This window comes from Pseudoflavonifractor sp. HNCC25GI2 (assembly GCF_058136395.1).
The window spans coordinates 144219-160771 of record NZ_JBYUOW010000001.1 but is presented as its reverse complement, the minus strand read 5'-3'; the positions used below and the strand labels follow the sequence as shown (position 1 = coordinate 160771).

Sequence of the window (16553 nt, the reverse complement as noted above, 5' to 3'; positions counted from 1 at the left end):
TAGTCATGAGTTTTCTGGAGACAATCGGCGGTCTGGCCATCGCCCTGCTGGGCGCCGGTCTGGCGGCGGTCCTGAGCGGCATCGGTTCGGCCAAGGGTACCGGCATCGCCGGCGAGGCGGGCACCGGCCTGCTGTGTGAGGACCCCTCTAAGTTTGGTAAGGTCATGATTCTTCAGGTTATCCCCGGCACCCAGGGTCTGTACGGCCTGGTGGTTTGGTTCTTCGCCGTGTTCCGCATGGGCCTGCTGTCCGGCACCCTGCCCGATCTGACCGTGGCTCAGGGCATGCAGTACTTCGTGGCCTGCCTGCCCATGGCACTGGGCGGCCTGTTCTCCGCCATCGCTCAGGGCCGCGTGGCTGCCGGCTCCATCAACATTCTGGCCAAGAAGCCCGACGACTGGTCCAAGGGCATGGTGCTCTGCATCACCGTTGAGTTCTACGCCATTCTGTCTCTGCTGGCCTCCATGCTGATGATCATCAACATCAGCGCTTAAGGCTGGGAAAGGAACCGGCTCTATGGAAGGTATTGAAAAAATTACGGCCAAAATTGTCCAGGACGCCCAGGCTGAAATTGCCCGCATGAACCAGGAGACCGACGAGAAGGTCCGGAGCATCGCGGAGGCAGCCCAGGCTCAGGCGGACAAGGAGACGGCCGATACTCTGGCCCGGGGACAGCGGGCCGCCCAGGAGCGCCTGGAGCGGCTGAAGTCCGCGGCCAAGATGGAACAGCGCAAGCTGGAGCTGGCCGCCCGGCAGGAGATGCTGGCTCAGGCCTTCGAACTGGCCCTGGAGAAGCTGTGCTCCCTGCCTGAGGAGGAATATGTGCAGCTGTTGACCCGCCTGGTGCTGGAGGCCTCCACCACCGGGAAGGAACAGCTGGTGTTCTCTCCCCAGGACCGCGCCCGGGTAGGCAAGCAGGTGGTCGTGGCCGCCAACGAGGCCATGGTCAAGCAGGTAGCCCCCGAGCTGCCCGATGCCATCACCGACACCAAGGTGGGGGCGTTCCTGGGCAAGGTAGTGAATTCCACCACCGCCATGGTCACCGGCACGGGTATGCTCACCCTCAGTGAGGAGACCCGGCCCATGAAGGGCGGCTTCGTCCTGGTGGACGGAGACGTGGAGGTCAACTGTGCCTTTGAGACACTGGTCCGTCTGCAGCGTGAAAAGCTGGAGAAGGAAGTGGACCAGGTGCTGTTCCCCAAGGCCTGAGCCCCAGCGGAACATAGAAGTGCTTTGCGTCCCATACCACCGAGCTGTGAAGCCCCGACGGCACTCAGTGCGGAGTTGGAACAGCCGGGTGAGTGAGCCTTCGCCGTAAGGCGGAGGCATGGGATACAAGGCTTGCGAGAAAATGGCGGCGGAACGCCGCCCCAAACCGGAGCCCAACGGAGTGGGTCCGGTTTGGAGAGGAGGAGCAGCGGAATGAGCGAGCTTTCGCCGTAAGGCGGAAGTGAGGGATATGAAGCTTGCGACGACGACGAAAGGAGGGATATCTTGTCCCACCGCAAAGATACGGATTATCTCTCCGTCTCGGCCCGCATTCGGGCCATGGAGAACCGGCTTCTGACCCGGGAGCGTATGGACCGGATGATTGAGGCCCGGGACAACAGCGAGGCCATGAAGGTGCTGACGGAGTGCGGCTACCCCGACGGGGGCGGCAGTCTGGACGCCGTGCTGGCCCAGGCCCGGGCAGACACCTTCCGGGATATGGAGAACGCCTCCCCGGACCGTCGGCTGACGGAGATTTTCCAACTGAAATATGATTACCACAATGCCAAGGTGCTTATTAAGGCCAAGGCTGTGGGGGCGGACCCGGAGCGGCTGCTGCTGCCCGGGGGCCGGTACGACCCCCAGCAGCTGCTGGACGGCTGGCGCCGGGAGGAGCTTCGGGGCTGCTCGGAGCGCTTCCAGCAGGCCATGAAGCAGGCCCAGGCCGTTCTGGCTGACACCCGGGACCCACAGCAGGCGGATCTGATTCTGGATAAGGCCTGCTACGGCGAGATGGGTGTGCTGGCCGACGAGCTGGACAGCGAGTTTCTCAGGGGCTATGTCCGCCTGTCGGTGGATGTGGCCAACCTGCGCGCCGCCGTGCGGGTGTACCGCATGGGCAAGGAGGGCGACTTCCTGCGCCAGGTTCTGCTGGAGGGCGGCAGCGTCTCGCCCCAGTCCATTGCCGCCGCCCGGGGCGACGCCCTGGGTGAGGTCTTCCGCACCGGGCCCCTGGCCCAGGCCGCGGAGATGGGCGCCAAGCTGACCCAGCCGGGCAGCGGGGCGCTGACCGGCTTTGAGAAGACCTGCGACGACGCCCTTACCGCCTATCTGTCCGCCGCCCGGCGGATTCCCTTCGGGGAGCAGACGGTCATCGGCTACCTCTACGCCAAGGAGGCGGAGCTGACCGCCATCCGCACCATTTTTGCAGGACGGGCCGCCGGCCTGGACGGCGACACCATCCGCGCCCGGCTGCGGGAAACCTATGTGTAAGGGGGTGGAGGGAAGATGTATAAGATTGCCGTGATGGGCGACATGGACAGCGTTCTGGGCTTCAAGGCCCTGGGCCTGGAGGTTTGCCCGGTGAATACCCCCGAGGAGGGGCATGAGGCCCTCCACCGCATGGCCAAGGAGAACTACGCCATCATCTATATGACCGAGCAGCTGGCTGCCAAGCTGAGCAGCGACATTGCCCGGTACAAGGACGCCCTGACCCCGGCTATCATTCTCATCCCCGGCAAGGAAGGCTCGCTGGGCATTGGAATGGCCAACGTGAAAACCGCTGTGGAGCGGGCCGTGGGTGCGGACATCCTGTAAGAGTGCAGAATGCAGAAATGCAGAATGCAGAATGAGTCGAAGGGTACCAATTCTGTGTTCTGCAGTTGAGAAAGAAGGTTTAGCCTATGGGAAAGATCGTCAAGGTCTCCGGCCCGCTGGTGGTTGCCACCGGCATGGAGGAGGCCAACATGGCCGACGTGGTCCGCGTAGGAGAGCAGCGCCTGATTGGCGAGATCCTGAACATGAGCGGCGATTCGGCCTCCATCCAGGTCTATGAGGAGACCTCCGGCCTGGGCCCCGGGGCGGAGGTTGTCACCACCGGCTCCCCCCTGTCCGTGGAGCTGGGCCCCGGCCTGGTGGAAAACATCTACGACGGCATCCAGCGCCCGCTGGAGGTCATTATGGAGAAGGTCAAGGGCAACAATCTGCCCCGCGGCGTGGAGGTCCCCGCCCTGGACCGGGAGAAGAAGTGGGACTTTACCGCTACGGTGGAGCCCGGCACCCAGGTCGTCGGCGGTGACATCATCGGCACCGTCCAGGAGACCGCGTCCATTCTCCATAAAATTATGATTCCCCCCAAGATGAAGGGCAAGATTGTCTCCATCCAGTCCGGCTCCTTCACCGTCACCGAGACGGTGGCCGTGCTGGAGCAGGAGGACGGCTCCAAGGTAGAGCTGCCCATGATGCAGAAGTGGCCCGTCCGTGTGGGCCGTCCCTACAAGCATAAGTATCCCCCCGTTATCCCCCTGCAGTCGGGCCAGCGGATTGTGGATACCTTCTTCCCCGTGGCCAAGGGCGGCACCGCCGCCATCCCCGGCCCCTTCGGTTCGGGCAAGACCGTCATGCAGCACGCTCTGGCCAAGTGGTCGGACGTGGATCTGGTGGTCTATATCGGCTGCGGCGAGCGCGGCAACGAGATGACCGACGTGCTCCGTGAGTTCCCTGAGCTGGTGGACCCCCGGACCGGCGAGTCTCTGATGAAGCGGACCGTGCTGATTGCCAACACCTCCGATATGCCCGTGGCCGCCCGTGAGGCCTCCATCTACACCGGCATTACCATTGCCGAGTACTTCCGGGACATGGGCTACGCCGTGGCCGTCATCGCCGACTCCACCTCCCGCTGGGCCGAGGCTCTGCGTGAGATGTCCGGACGTCTGGAGGAGATGCCCGGTGAGGAAGGCTACCCCGCCTACCTCAGCTCCCGTCTGGCTCAGTTCTACGAGCGCGCCGGCTCCGTCTCCTGCATCGGCTCCGACGAGGACCGCCGGGGCAGCCTGACCGCCGTAGGCGCCGTATCCCCTCCGGGCGGCGACCTCAGTGAGCCCGTGTCCCAGGCCACCATGCGGATTGTTAAGGTGTTCTGGGCGCTGGACGCCTCCCTGGCCTACCGCCGTCACTTCCCCGCCATCAACTGGCTGAACTCTTACTCCCTGTATCTGGATTCTCTGAAGCCCTGGTACGACGAGAACCTGGGCAAGGACTTCCTGGTGAACCGGGAGTGGGCCATGGCCGTCCTCCAGGAGGAGGCCAGCCTGAACGAGATTGTGCAGCTGGTCGGTAAGGACTCCCTGTCCGCCAAGGACCAGATCACCCTGGAAGTGGCCAAGATGATTCGGGAGGACTTCCTGCAGCAGAACTCCTTCGTGGACATTGACTCCTACTCTGAGTACGACCGCCAGGCCCGGATGCTGGCCATGATCCGCCAGTATGATACCCAGTGCCGCGCGGCCTCCGAGCGGGGCGGCGAGCTGAACGCTCTGTTCACCATTCCCGCCCGTGAGGGTATCGGCCGTGCCAAGTCCGTCCCCGCCGACCAGTATAAGCAGGCCTATGCGGACCTGACGGCTCAGATGGAGGACGAGATTAACGCCATCGCAGAGAAGGGAGAGGATGAGCTGTGATTCGGGAATATAAGACCATCCAGGAGATCTCCGGCCCTCTGATGGTGGTAAACAAGGTCAAGGGCGTCACCTACGACGAGCTGGCCGAAATCCAGCTTACCGACGGTACCATCCGCCGCTGTAAGGTGCTGGAAGTCAACGGCGATTCCGCCGTGGTGCAGCTCTTTGAGAGCTCCGCCGGAATTAACCTGAAGGACTCCAAGATCCGCTTTTTGGGCCACCCCCTGCAGCTGGGCGTGTCCGAGGACATGCTGGGCCGGGTGTTCAACGGCATGGGCCAGCCCATTGACGGCGGCCCCGCCATCCTGGCTGACGAGTACCGGGACATCAACGGCCTGGCCATGAACCCCGCCGCCCGGGACTACCCCAACGAGTTTATCCAGACGGGCATCTCCACCATCGACGGACTGAATACCCTGGTCCGCGGCCAGAAGCTGCCCATCTTCTCCGGTTCCGGTCTGCCCCATGCCGCCCTGGCTGCCCAGATTGCCCGGCAGGCCAAGGTGCTGGACGGCGAATCCAACTTCGCCGTGGTCTTTGCAGCCATCGGCATCACCTTCGAGGAATCTGAGTTCTTCGTCAGCGAGTTCAAGCGCACCGGCGCCATCGACCGTACCGTGCTGTTCACTAACCTGGCCAACGACCCCGCCGTCGAGCGTATCGCCACCCCCCGTATGGCCCTCACCGCCGCGGAGTACCTGGCCTTTGAGAAGGGTATGCACGTGCTGGTCATCCTGACCGACATTACCAACTACGCCGAGGCCCTGCGTGAGATCTCCGCCGCCAAGAAGGAGGTCCCCGGCCGCCGCGGCTACCCGGGCTATCTGTATACGGACCTTGCCACCATGTACGAGCGCGCCGGCCGTCAGATGGGCAAGGAGGGCTCCATCACCATGATCCCCATCCTGACCATGCCCGAGGACGACAAGACCCACCCCATCCCCGACCTGACCGGCTATATCACCGAGGGCCAGATCATCCTGTCCCGTGAGCTCTACCGCCGGGGCATCAATCCCCCCGTGGACGTGCTGCCCTCCCTGTCCCGTCTGAAGGATAAGGGTACCGGCGCAGGCAAGACCCGTGAGGACCACTCCGGCACCATGAACCAGCTCTTCGCGGCCTACGCCACCGGCAAGGAGAACAAGGAGCTCATGTCCATCCTGGGCGAGGCCGCCCTGAGCCCCACCGACCTTCTCTACGCCAAGTTCGCCGACGAGTTTGAAAAGCGCTACGTGGCCCAGGGGACGGAGGAAAACCGCTCCATCTTTGAGACGCTGGACCTGGGCTGGGATCTGCTGAGCATCCTGCCCCGGAGCGAGCTGAAGCGAATCAAGCCGGAGCTCATTGACAAGTATCTGCCCAAGAAGGATTAAGGGGGGATTTGAATGCCTTCCACAACCATAAATCCCACCCGTATGGAGCTGACCCGGCTGAAGGGCCGGCTGAAGACCGCCCAGCGGGGCCATAAGCTGCTGAAGGACAAGCGGGACGAGCTGATGAAGCAGTTTATGGACGTGGTCCGGGAAAACCGGGCGCTGCGCAAGCGGGTGGAGGAAGGGCTCATGCGGGCCCACGGTTCCTTTACCGTGGCCGCGGCCCTCATGTCCCCCGAGATGCTGGAGCAGTCCCTCCTGTACCCCAAGCAGAGCGTGGAGCTGGAGATGACCTTCCAGAACGTCATGTCGGTGGATGTGCCCCAGTACCGCTTCCACACCAGCAGCCAGGACCCGGGCGAGGTCTATCCCTACGGCTTTGCCCAGACCAGCGGCGAGCTGGACGACGCGGTGGACGCCATGTCCAAGGTATTTCAGGACATGCTGCGGCTGGCAGAGGTGGAAAAGACCTCCCAGCTGCTGGCGGAGGAGATTGAAAAGACCCGCCGCCGCGTCAACGCCCTGGAGTACGTGAAGATTCCCCAGATGCAGGAGAGTATCAAGTATATCACCATGAAGCTGGACGAGAACGAGCGTGCCAACACCATCCGGCTCATGAAGGTGAAGGATATGATCCTGAAGGAGGCCATCCAGGAGCGCCGGGAGGAGGATGCCAGGGCCGCACAGGCCTGGAGCGATTCCGGCGAAGCACCCGAGGGGGTATAAACAGGCACTCCCGCTGGAATATCCAATGAAAATGGAAAAAGAGACGCTGTCCGAATCATCCGGACAGCGTCTCTTTTTCTGGAAAATAAGCATAGAATGGGAGCAGAAAGAGGAAATAAAAGGTTGGGAACGACTTTTTTTGACAAAAGGAGAGGGATGGAGTATAATGCCCAATTGTACTGTTTCTTGCAGAAAACGGATTTATGAATGAAATGGACGATATGGAGCGAATGAAAGAAAAGAATTTGAAAAAGTGGATTTGGCAGACAGGGGCTCTGCTGCTGGCGCCGCTGACGGCTGTGTGGCTGATGCAGCTGGCTTACGGCGCCGCACCCTGGTCCATGTCCCCCACCGCGGCCCTGGCCAATGCCCTGTGTATTGCCTTGATGTACTGGCCGCTGTGCGGACTGACGGGTCGGATTGCCCCCTGCTGCATCGGCATTCACCTTGCTGCCGGCCTCTGGGGTGCGGCCAACTATTTTGTAAATGCCTTTCGGGGCACCCCCATTCTGCCCTGGGACCTGTCGGCCCTGGGTACCGCCGCCGCTGTGGCGGGAAACTACCGCTTTGTACCTACCCTCTCCATGCTGGGGGCCCTGGCTCTAATTGTGGCGCTCGGGGCCTTTCTCCTGAGAAAAAAGCAGAGAGCCATGCTCCGGCTGAGCAGAGAGCAGTGGGGGGTACGGCTGGCCTGTGTGGGCACGGGACTTCTCTGCCTGGCTTTGCTGCTCCCCACCCAGAAGCTGGGGAACCTGGGCGTAAAGACCGACGTGTGGGATCAGGCCGGGTCCTACCAAACGGGAGGGTGTCTGGCCACCTTCCTGCGGAACACGGAATTTCTGGAGGTGGAGGAGCCGGAGGACACCTCTGTGGAGCGGCTGCAGCAGATCGTGTCCCTGGTGGAGCAGCCGGAGCCGGTGGAGGTTTCGGTGGACCGGCCCAACATTGTGGCCATTATGAACGAGTCCTGGGCCGACTTTGAGGACTACGGGACCCTCTCCCTCAGTGAGAGCGTCACCGACTACATCCGCTCCCTGGACAACGCCATCTTCGGACACGCCTATACCTCCGTGTTCGGTGCGGGGACCAGCGCCAGCGAATTTGAGTTTTTAACCGGGAATTCCATGGCCTTCCTGCCCTCGGGCAGCATTCCCTATCAGCAGTACGTACTGGGGCCCACCGCCTCCCTGGCCTTCCACCTGAAGGAGCTGGGCTACGATACTCTGGCCTTCCACCCTGGAGAGAAGACTTCCTGGCAGCGGGACCGGGCCTATCCCAATCTGGGCTTTGACGACTACAAGTACGGCGATCTCATGGACGTGCCCCAGACCTTTGAGCACGGTTATGTGAGCGACCAGTCGGATTTTGACCAGATCATCTGGGAGTTTGAACATAAGGAGGAGGGACAGCCCCTCTTCCTGTTCAACGTCACCATTCAAAACCATGGCGGCTACACGGTGGAGGACTACCCGGCCGAGGTGGCCCTCACCGATGCGCCCGGCCGGTACCCCATGGCGGAACAGTACCTCACCCTGGCCAATAAGACGGACGAGGCCTTCCGCACCCTGGTGGAGTACTTCCAGCAGTTGGAGGAGCCCACCATCATTGTCATGTTTGGGGATCACCAGCCCTCTGTGGAGCAGGAGTTCCTGGACAAAGCCTATGGAGTCACCCAGGGGGAGATGACCATGGAGCAGTACATGGGCAAGTACTATGTCCCCTTTGTGATCTGGGCCAACTATGACCTGCCGGAGGAGGGACCTGAGGTGACCAGCCTGAATTTCCTGGGGCAGTATGTGCTGCGCTACGCGGGAATTGAGGCGACCGCCTATGACAGCTTTCTGTGGCAGCTCCAGACCCAGCTGCCCGCCGTCACCTTTGTGGGCTATGTGGACGAAGCGGGTCAGGCGTACAGCCACCTGGAGACCAACGACTTTACCGCTCTCATTGAGGATTACCAGAGGGTTCAGTACAACAACCTCTTTGGCGGCGGAGACCGGCAGGAGGGGCTTTTCACCCTCCGTCCGGTGAACAATGGGGAAATTGCAAAAACAGAATATGCTCCCGGACAGGACCGGTGAGCAAGGACATAAACAGGCCCCGGGCACGTTTTACAGCGTGTCTGGGGCCTGTTTTGATACGTGCAGAGTTTGCCCCGGACAATGGGAAGAGAACCTTGAAGAACCGTCAGAGAACCGGGGGAAAAGCGCGCTTTTTTTGTCCAATCTGATACTTGAATTGGAGGCGGATTTCAGGTAGCATAGAAAACCGCGAAAGGGAGTAGTCCGCACGGGTTTCCGTGTCTGCATGGTCGTCATCACGTTGTTCCCGGGAGAGCATCCGGTCATGCATTTCAGCGACGAGACTTTGCTGTTTCATGCAGCGAAGGTCTCGTTTTTTGTTTGTCCAGATGGGACCCTGAGCGGTAAATACTGGAGGGAATAAGATAAAAATGGAAATGTTAATTTCACTGCTTCTTCTGATTGTGGGCTTTGTGATGCTGGTCAAGGGCGCGGACTGGTTTGTGGACGGCTCTGCGGGACTGGCTTCCCGCCTGGGTATTCCCCAGCTGGTCATCGGTCTGACCATTGTAGCCATGGGCACCAGCGCCCCTGAGGCTGCGGTGAGCATTACCGCCGCCTTGAAGGGGAGCGCGGATATCACCATCGGAAACGTGGTAGGCAGCAATATCATCAACGTCCTGGTGATTCTGGGCCTGGCTGCTACGCTGACTACCATTGCCGTGGCTAAGTCCACCATCACCCGGGAAATTCCCTTTATGATCTTTGCCACCCTGCTGCTCCTGGTGCTGGGGCTGGACGGGACCATCTCCCTGCTGGACGGCGTGATTCTGTGGGCCTTCTTTCTGCTCTACCTCTTCTATCTGTTCCGTATGGCCCGCTCCGGGAACGGAGAGGACGAGGAAATCAATTCGGACCGCCCCCTGTGGCAGATGGGGCTCTGGACCGTGGTGGGCCTGGTGTGCATCGTGGCGGGCAGCAATGTGACCGTCAATGCGGCTTCCAACATTGCCCGTATCCTGGGGCTGAGCGAGCGCCTCATCGGTCTGACCATTGTGGCTCTGGGAACCTCCCTGCCTGAGCTCTTCACCTCGGTCTCCGCGGCCCGGCGGGGCAACGCGGATATCGCCATCGGAAATATTGTGGGCAGCAATATTTTCAACATCCTCTTTGTGGTGGGCACCTCCGCTCTGGTCACCCCCGTGCCCTTTGCCCACGCCTTTCTCAGCGACACGGTTATCGCCGTGGTGGCGGCGGTCCTGCTCCTGCTGTGCTGTCTGCATCACTCCCGCCTCTCCCACAGAAGCGGCGTGACCCTGCTGACCAGCTATGTCACCTATTTTATTCTGGTCCTGCTGTGAGAACAGAAAACCGCCCCTTCGGATTACGTCCGAAGGGGCGGCTTTTTTTGTAGAGGAGCGGCTCAATAGCCCATGTCCAGACCGGCTTTCCGGCGGCTGCGGAACTCGGCAGCCGCGGTAAAGAGTACGTCGGAGGAGGAGTTGAGGGCGGTCTCGCAGGAATCCTGAATGACGCCGATGATGAAGCCGATGCCCACCACCTGCATGGCGATGTCGTTGGAGATGCCGAAGAGGCTGCAGGCCAGGGGAACCAGCAGCAGGGAGCCGCCGGCCACGCCGGAGGTGCCGCAGGCAGCCACAGAGGACACCAGGCTCAGCAGGAAGGCGGTGGGGAAGTCCACCGTCAGACCAAGGGTGTTGGCGGTGGCCAGGGTAAGCACGGTGATGGTGATGGCGGCGCCGGCCATGTTGATGGTGGCACCCAGGGGGATGGAGACGGAGTACTTGTCCTCATCCAGCCCCAGCTCCTTACACAGGTTCATGTTCACCGGGATGTTGGCGGCGGAGCTGCGGGTAAAGAAGGCCATGATGCCGCTGTGGATGAGGCAGCGCAGCACCAGGGGATAGGGATTGCGGCGGATGCACAGGAAGACGATGAGGGGATTGACGATAAAGGCGACAAAGAGCATGCAGCCTACCAGCACGAAAATCAGCTGGGCATAGGTCTTGAAGGAGTCAAAGCCGGTGGTGGACACAGTGGTGAACACCAGACCCAGAATGCCGAAGGGGGCGCACTGAATGACCCAGCGGATGGCGGTGGAGAGCATGGAGGACAGGTCGGAGAGAATGTGCTTGGTGCCCTCGCCTGCCTCCCGCAGGGCAAGGCCAAAGACCACTGCCCACACCAGTACGCCAATATAGTTGGCATTGGAAATGGCGGAGATGGGGTTGCTCACCGCGTTGTTCAGCAGGGTAGTCAGCACCTCGGCAATGCCGCCAGGGGCCTCAGAGGTGGCACCCTCCGCCAGAATCAGGGTGGAGGGGAACAGGAAGCTGGCCGCCACGGCGCACAGAGCGGCCAGGAAGGTGCCGATCAGGTAGAGAACAATGACCGTGGTCATATTGCTCCGGGCGCCCTTCTGGTGCTTTGCCAGGGAGTCCATGACCAGGAAAAAGACCAGCAGGGGGGCCAGAGCCTTCAGTGCGCCCACAAACAGGGTGCCCAGCATCCCGATGCCGGAGGCCTGGGGCAGAGCTACGCCCAGAATCGCGCCGAAGATCAGACCCAGTACAATTCGGAGTACCAGATGAATGCGGTTCCATTTGCGAATCAGTTCCATACAAACTCCTCTTTCCAATGAAACAACTCTTTTGTTTGCTAGGGTCAGAATTAGTATTTACCTGCCTGCAAAAAAATCCCACCCGAATGGGTGGGATTTTTAGCTGGAGCGAGTGACGAGGCTCGAACTCGCTACCTCCACCTTGGCAAGGTGGCGCTCTACCAGATGAGCTACACTCGCAGCGACAAATGGTATTATAGCAGATATTCGGCCGATGTCAATAGAAAAATGAAAAATTTTTAAAATTTATGATCCGCAGGCTGGAACGGTGCTGGTGTCCCAGGAATAGCCCTTGGCGGAGAGCTCTTGGTCGGTATAAAAGGACTGCCCGGAGGAGGAAGAAACGGTCAAATCCATGTGCCGCCACCCGGAATCGCTTTCCACCACATTCCAGAAGTGAGGCTGTCCATCCAGTGTGCCGGTGACCACCTGGCAGGAGAGGTCCATGGTCTGGCACAGCAGGGCCATGGCCAGAGCCAGTCCCTCACTGTCCGCGCCGCCGGTCAGAAGAGCGTCGTAGGCGGTGCTGCCCCCGGAAGACGGGCGGCCGTTGGTGTTGACCACCGTTTTGGCCGCAGCCAGGAACGCCGCATCCCCTTCCAGGGAGGAGAGGGGATGGGTGAGCGACTGCGCCTTCTGTTCCAGCAGATTCTGCCTCTGTTCCAGCTCCGCCGCATCCAGCGGGTATGTGAGCAGGATTTCCACAATCCGCTGCCGGCCGCTGTCGGGGTAGATGTGGATTTCCGCCTGGGGCATGCCCAGGGCAGCGGCCGGGGTGGCGTAGTAGGCCTCCCGTACCAGTTCCAGGATGTAGTCCGCATCTCCGTCAAAGTAGCTGATGCGCAGCACCTGTTCCGGGGCAAAGGAAGCCAGGGCAGACTTGAGTTCGCTCCGGATGGCAGTAGTGCCGGTGACGGAGACAATGGAGGAAATCTGTTCCTTAGTCCGGCGGTAGGTAATCTGCACGTCCGCCTGCTCATAGGTGACCACAGGGGTGACGCTGTACTTGATGTATTCCACCGCATAGGCGCCCAGAGCGTCTTCATGTGACACCTCCAGACAGGCCTTTTCCAGGTCATCCTCCACGGACTCAGAGTCCATATACAGCCGGACGGTGCCGGTTTCCACGCCCTGATTGATGAAGTAAATGAGGGCGTTGACCAACTCCTGGTAGCTCTCTGCCCGCAGGGTGAAGGGGTCCCCTTCCGTGGTAGGGGAGGCCGTATTGTGGGTTGTGACGTCCACAAAGTCCCGGTTGAGCATGGAGGAGCATCCCGGGGTAAGCAGCAGAGTGATGGCGGTCATACCCGCCAGAAGTTGTCGTTTCATGGGAGCGTCCTCCTTTGCATGAGAGCGGGCTGATGGGGATATCAGTAACCCAGCTCCTGGTTAATCAGCAGTACTTCGGTGACCTCAGCTCCCCCCATGGGCTCCCACAGCACTGTCAAGCCCCGGCAGATCCGCTCGGGACTGCTGCAGTTGTAGCAGCGGTCGCCCTTGACTGCGCAGGGGGTCTTCCGGCCCAGACGCTGGGCATTTTTGGGGGAGGCAATGTTACGGGCGCGCCACAGGGCGGCATCGTAGTCGGGGGCAATCTTGTTGACGCCCACCACAAAATAGACCCGGCGGTGGCCGAAGAGGGTGGAGGCCACCCGGTTGCCGGTGCCGTCAATGTTGATAAGCTCCCCCGTCTCAGCCAGGCCGTTGACGGAGGTGATGTACGCGTCGGTGCTCATGGCCTCCTGGAGGGTGCCGCCCTCCCAGTGCCAGATGGCCCGGTTGTGGGCGGCCAGCCGGGGATAGAGGCCCATCTGCTGGGCGGTGACGGAGCCGCCGAAGGCCACCGAGGTCTGATCAATCTGGCGGTCCAGGTAGTCAGCGACCTGCTCAGCGGTGTCAAAGCACCGGACTACAAAGCCCCGCTTCTCCAGATTTTGTGCCGTTTTTGTAATATCAGCCATAAAAATTCCACCTTGTATTTAAATATCCTGGCTGTGGTAGCGGCGGAAGCCGTTGCCCAGCACCTCGTGGGTGTTGCACACAATGAGAAAGGCGTCGGGGTCCAGGTCCTTCACCCGCTGCTTCATGGAGACAATCTGGCGCTGCTTGAAGGCGCACATCAGGACCTGGCGGGACTCTCCCGACCAGGCGCCCTCCCCCTGGAGGATGGTGACGCCCCGTTCCAGGTCCTGTGTCAGGGCCTGGGCGACCTGCTCGGGGCAGGCGGTGATGATGAAGGCCACCTTGGCGGTGTCCAGACCATAAAGGACCATGTCCATCACGGTTGTGGACAAGTACAGGGCCACCAGGCCGTACAGGGCAGTGTTCAGATTTTGAAACACCAGGGCGCAGGTACAGATGACCACCAAATCCAGTGCCAGCAGCAGCTTGCCCATGGGCAGCCAGGGCAGGGGCAGCTTCAAGAGCCGGGCCAGCAGGTCGGTGCCGCCGGTGGTGGCCCCCTGTCCCAGGATCAGCCCCAGGGAGACCCCCAGGATGGCTCCGCCGTAGATACAGGCAAGCAGAGGGTCCATGGGGGAAAAGGACACCAACCGATCCAGCAGGTCGATGAGAAAGGAGGAGAGGGTCATGGCGTACAGGGAGGACACGAGCAGCTGTCCGCCCAGCAGCTTCCAGCCCAGAAAGAACACAGGCAGGTTGAGGAAAAACACCAGCGTGCCCACGGAGAGAAAGCCGCCCAGGCTGTTGATAATCTGCGCCACGCCGGTGAAGCCCCCGTAGGCGATGTCGTTGGGGGCATAGCACCAGTTAAAGGCCAGCGCATAGATGAGGCAGCCCAGAGAGATGATGGCATAGCGGCGCAGAGTGGTTTTCTGCATAGCGGCTCCTCCTTTCCTTGTTCCGTTACAGAAGGGTCATTTGTTCCTCGCCCCGGTCCTCCTCCTTCAGCAGGGCTCCGGCCACAGGCAGGGAGCGGGAGCGGTAGCGGGCGGTGTTGACAATCGAGGTCTGCGTCAGGGGCAGAACCTTTTCCACCCGGTACTTGGGCTTCAGGGTCATCACGTTGACGCCCTGGGTGGTGCGGGTGGTCTTGGGGTTGAGACTTGCGGTGTGGAAGATGAGGCAGCGTCCTTCTGTGGAGATGACGGCGGCCTCAAAGTCCTCCTTCACCAGGAAGGCGGACACCAGGGGTGCCTTGTCCGAGTAGGCCCCGGTGAGCTTCTTCCGCTTGGTCTGGGTCTGGTAGGCGGACACCTCCACCCGGGCGATCTTGCCGTTGTCAAAGCAGAAGAGAATGCTGCCGGAGTAGTCCCCGGGGATGCAGGCCCAGACGGCCCGCTCGTCGGGATCCATGCCCAACTTGGTGGGCAGGTAATCACCCAGCACGCTGGCCTTGGAGTCGTCGAAGTCGCTCATCCGGGTCTTGTAGCACTGCTGCTTGTCGGTAAAGACCAGCAGCTCGTCCCGGTTGGTGGCTTCCCACTGGAGGAAGGGGCCATCCCCCTCCTTGTACTTCTGGTCGCTGGCCATGCGCAGAGACTGGGGGGTGATCTTCTTCAGATAGCCCTCCCGGGAGAAGAACACCGTCACGGGATAGTCGGGGGTCTCATCCTCCTCCGCGGCGGCGGTCTCCTGCTCCACGTCGTAGAGAATGTCCGTGCGCCGGGGCTGGGCATACTTCTTTTTCACGTCCTCCAGCTCGGAAATGATAATCTTCTGGATGCGCTTGGGGGAGTTGACGGTGTCCTCCAGGTCAGCAATCTCATCCGCCAGGGCGTCTACCTCCTGGGTGCGCCGGAGGATGTACTCCTTGTTGATGTTGCGCAGGCGGATGTCGGCCACGTACTCGGCCTGGACCTGGTCGATGCCGAAGCCGATCATCAGGTTGGGGACCACCTGGTCGTCCTCTTCGGTCTCCCGGATGATTTTGATGGCCCGGTCAATGTCCAGCAGGATGCGCCGCAGGCCTTTCAGCAGGTGCAGCTTCTCCTTTTTCTTGTTCATGGAGTAGTATATCCGCCGGCGTACCGATTCCATGCGCCAGGCCACCCACTCCTCCAGAATTTCCCGCACGCCCATCACCCGGGGCATGCCGGCGATGAGAATGTTGAAGTTGCAGGACTGGCTGTCCATCAGGGGGGTGAGGCGGAAGAGCCTCTGCATGAGCTTGTCCGGGTCGGTTCCCCGCTTCAGGTCAATGGTCAGCTTCAGACCGGAGAGGTCGGTCTCGTCCCGGATGTCGGCAATCTCCTTCAGCTTGCCGCCCTTGATGAACTCGGTCACCTTGTCGATGATGACCTCGGTGGTGGTGGAGTAGGGGATCTCATAGACCTCGATGAGGTTCTCGCTTTTGATATAGCGCCACTTGGAGCGCACCTTGAAGGAGCCCCGACCGGTGCGGTAGATGTCCGACAGGGCGGCCTCGTCGTAGATCAGCTCACCCCCGGTGGGCAGATCCGGAGCCTTCAGGGTGGTCATGATGTCGTGGTCGGGATTCTTGATGTAGGCGATGGTAGTGTCGCACACCTCGCCCAGATTGAAGCCGCACAGGTTGCTGGCCATGCCCACGGCGATGCCCTGGTTGGCGGAGACCAGCACGTTGGGGAAGGTGGTGGGCAGAAGAGTGGGCTCCTTCATCTTGCCGTCGTAGTTGTCCACGAAGTCCACGGTGTCCTGGTCGATGTCCCGGAAGAACTCACTGCAGATGGCGTCCAGCCGCACTTCTGTGTACCGGCTGGCGGCCCAGGACATGTCCCGGGAGTAAACCTTACCGAAGTTGCCCTTGGAGTCCACCAGGGGGTGGAGCAGGGCCCCGTAGCCCCGGGAGAGGCGCACCATGGTGTCGTAGATGGCGGCGTCGCCGTGGGGGTTTAACTTCATAGTCTGGCCCACCACATTGGCGCTCTTGGTACGGGCCCCGCCCAGCAGCTTCATCTGGTACATTGTGTAGAGAAGCTTGCGGTGGGAGGGCTTGAGGCCGTCGATCTCCGGGATGGCCCGGGAGACAATGACGCTCATGGCGTAGGGCATGTAGTTGAGTTCCAGCGTCTCAGTAATGGGCTGCTCCAGCACCTCGGCCCGCAGGCCCATCACGTTGCTGCTGTCTACCCGGGGCTTGCTGTCCTCCGGGTTCTTTTTCTTAGCCATTGGTATCAGTCCTTAT

Annotated in this window: 14 protein-coding genes and 1 tRNA gene; 9 read left to right on the top strand and 6 right to left on the bottom strand. The window is 61.1% G+C overall.

Annotation, left to right across the window (positions count from 1 at the left end):
* Positions 1–5 precede the first annotated feature (5 nt).
* The 9 genes from AC3YUO_RS00715 (at position 6) to AC3YUO_RS00675 (ending at position 10148) form a co-directional block, all read left to right on the top strand.
* Positions 6–494 (top strand): V-type ATP synthase subunit K, encoded by a 489-nt coding sequence (locus AC3YUO_RS00715; RefSeq protein WP_118640768.1) that lies wholly within the window; start codon positions 6–8, stop codon positions 492–494.
* A gap of 22 nt (positions 495–516) precedes the next feature.
* Entirely contained in the window at positions 517–1209 is a 693-nt protein-coding gene (locus tag AC3YUO_RS00710) for a V-type ATP synthase subunit E (protein ID WP_489961129.1), read from the top strand.
* A 285-nt stretch (positions 1210–1494) separates the two neighbouring features.
* Positions 1495–2481 carry a V-type ATPase subunit gene (locus tag AC3YUO_RS00705; RefSeq protein ID WP_489961128.1) on the top strand — a complete coding sequence of 329 codons (987 nt, stop codon included), beginning with the start codon at positions 1495–1497 and terminating at the stop codon, positions 2479–2481.
* A gap of 15 nt (positions 2482–2496) precedes the next feature.
* Positions 2497–2805, top strand: coding sequence for a V-type ATP synthase subunit F (locus AC3YUO_RS00700; protein ID WP_489961127.1), 309 nt, complete (start codon positions 2497–2499; stop codon positions 2803–2805).
* 86 nt (positions 2806–2891) lie between these two features.
* Complete coding sequence (locus tag AC3YUO_RS00695; RefSeq protein ID WP_489961126.1) at positions 2892–4667, top strand: V-type ATP synthase subunit A; 1776 nt, start codon at positions 2892–2894, stop codon at positions 4665–4667.
* The gene (locus tag AC3YUO_RS00690) at positions 4664–6040 is read left to right on the top strand and encodes a V-type ATP synthase subunit B (RefSeq protein ID WP_489961125.1); all 1377 of its coding nucleotides are present in this window, start codon (positions 4664–4666) and stop codon (positions 6038–6040) included. Before AC3YUO_RS00695 ends, AC3YUO_RS00690 begins: the two co-directional genes overlap by 4 nt.
* A 12-nt stretch (positions 6041–6052) precedes the next feature.
* A complete protein-coding gene (locus tag AC3YUO_RS00685; protein WP_489961124.1) occupies positions 6053–6766 on the top strand; it encodes a V-type ATP synthase subunit D in 714 nt (237 codons plus the stop codon).
* Positions 6767–6996: 230 nt separating this feature from the next.
* On the top strand, positions 6997–8847 hold the full coding sequence (locus AC3YUO_RS00680) for an LTA synthase family protein (RefSeq protein WP_489961123.1): 1851 nt from the start codon (positions 6997–6999) through the stop codon (positions 8845–8847).
* Between the two features lie 377 nt (positions 8848–9224).
* Positions 9225–10148 carry a calcium/sodium antiporter gene (locus tag AC3YUO_RS00675; protein WP_489961122.1) on the top strand — a complete coding sequence of 308 codons (924 nt, stop codon included), beginning with the start codon at positions 9225–9227 and terminating at the stop codon, positions 10146–10148.
* Between the two features lie 62 nt (positions 10149–10210).
* On the opposite strand, the gene sstT is transcribed toward AC3YUO_RS00675, so the two are convergent.
* The 6 genes from sstT to AC3YUO_RS00645 form a co-directional block, all read right to left on the bottom strand.
* Complete coding sequence (sstT, locus tag AC3YUO_RS00670; protein WP_489961121.1) at positions 10211–11428, bottom strand: serine/threonine transporter SstT; 1218 nt, start codon at positions 11426–11428, stop codon at positions 10211–10213.
* Between the two features lie 104 nt (positions 11429–11532).
* Positions 11533–11608 (bottom strand) — tRNA-Gly (locus AC3YUO_RS00665).
* A gap of 66 nt (positions 11609–11674) precedes the next feature.
* Positions 11675–12757 carry a transglutaminase domain-containing protein gene (locus AC3YUO_RS00660; RefSeq protein WP_489961120.1) on the bottom strand — a complete coding sequence of 361 codons (1083 nt, stop codon included), beginning with the start codon at positions 12755–12757 and terminating at the stop codon, positions 11675–11677.
* Positions 12758–12798: 41 nt separating this feature from the next.
* Entirely contained in the window at positions 12799–13389 is a 591-nt protein-coding gene (locus AC3YUO_RS00655) for a lactate utilization protein (protein ID WP_489961119.1), read from the bottom strand.
* An 18-nt stretch (positions 13390–13407) separates the two neighbouring features.
* Positions 13408–14268, bottom strand: coding sequence for a YitT family protein (locus AC3YUO_RS00650; protein WP_489961118.1), 861 nt, complete (start codon positions 14266–14268; stop codon positions 13408–13410).
* Positions 14269–14293: 25 nt separating this feature from the next.
* Positions 14294–16537 carry a DNA gyrase subunit A gene (locus AC3YUO_RS00645; RefSeq protein ID WP_489961117.1) on the bottom strand — a complete coding sequence of 748 codons (2244 nt, stop codon included), beginning with the start codon at positions 16535–16537 and terminating at the stop codon, positions 14294–14296.
* Positions 16538–16553 lie beyond the last annotated feature (16 nt).

Coding starts and splice junctions, on each gene's coding strand:
- AC3YUO_RS00715 (WP_118640768.1), top strand. CDS start 6: ATGAGTTTTCTGGAGACAATCGGCGGTCTGGCCATCGCCCTGCTGGGC.
- AC3YUO_RS00710 (WP_489961129.1), top strand. CDS start 517: ATGGAAGGTATTGAAAAAATTACGGCCAAAATTGTCCAGGACGCCCAG.
- AC3YUO_RS00700 (WP_489961127.1), top strand. CDS start 2,497: ATGTATAAGATTGCCGTGATGGGCGACATGGACAGCGTTCTGGGCTTC.
- AC3YUO_RS00695 (WP_489961126.1), top strand. CDS start 2,892: ATGGGAAAGATCGTCAAGGTCTCCGGCCCGCTGGTGGTTGCCACCGGC.
- AC3YUO_RS00685 (WP_489961124.1), top strand. CDS start 6,053: ATGCCTTCCACAACCATAAATCCCACCCGTATGGAGCTGACCCGGCTG.
- AC3YUO_RS00680 (WP_489961123.1), top strand. CDS start 6,997: ATGAAAGAAAAGAATTTGAAAAAGTGGATTTGGCAGACAGGGGCTCTG.
- AC3YUO_RS00675 (WP_489961122.1), top strand. CDS start 9,225: ATGTTAATTTCACTGCTTCTTCTGATTGTGGGCTTTGTGATGCTGGTC.
- sstT (WP_489961121.1), bottom strand. CDS start 11,428: ATGGAACTGATTCGCAAATGGAACCGCATTCATCTGGTACTCCGAATT.
- AC3YUO_RS00660 (WP_489961120.1), bottom strand. CDS start 12,757: ATGAAACGACAACTTCTGGCGGGTATGACCGCCATCACTCTGCTGCTT.
- AC3YUO_RS00655 (WP_489961119.1), bottom strand. CDS start 13,389: ATGGCTGATATTACAAAAACGGCACAAAATCTGGAGAAGCGGGGCTTT.
- AC3YUO_RS00650 (WP_489961118.1), bottom strand. CDS start 14,268: ATGCAGAAAACCACTCTGCGCCGCTATGCCATCATCTCTCTGGGCTGC.
- AC3YUO_RS00645 (WP_489961117.1), bottom strand. CDS start 16,537: ATGGCTAAGAAAAAGAACCCGGAGGACAGCAAGCCCCGGGTAGACAGC.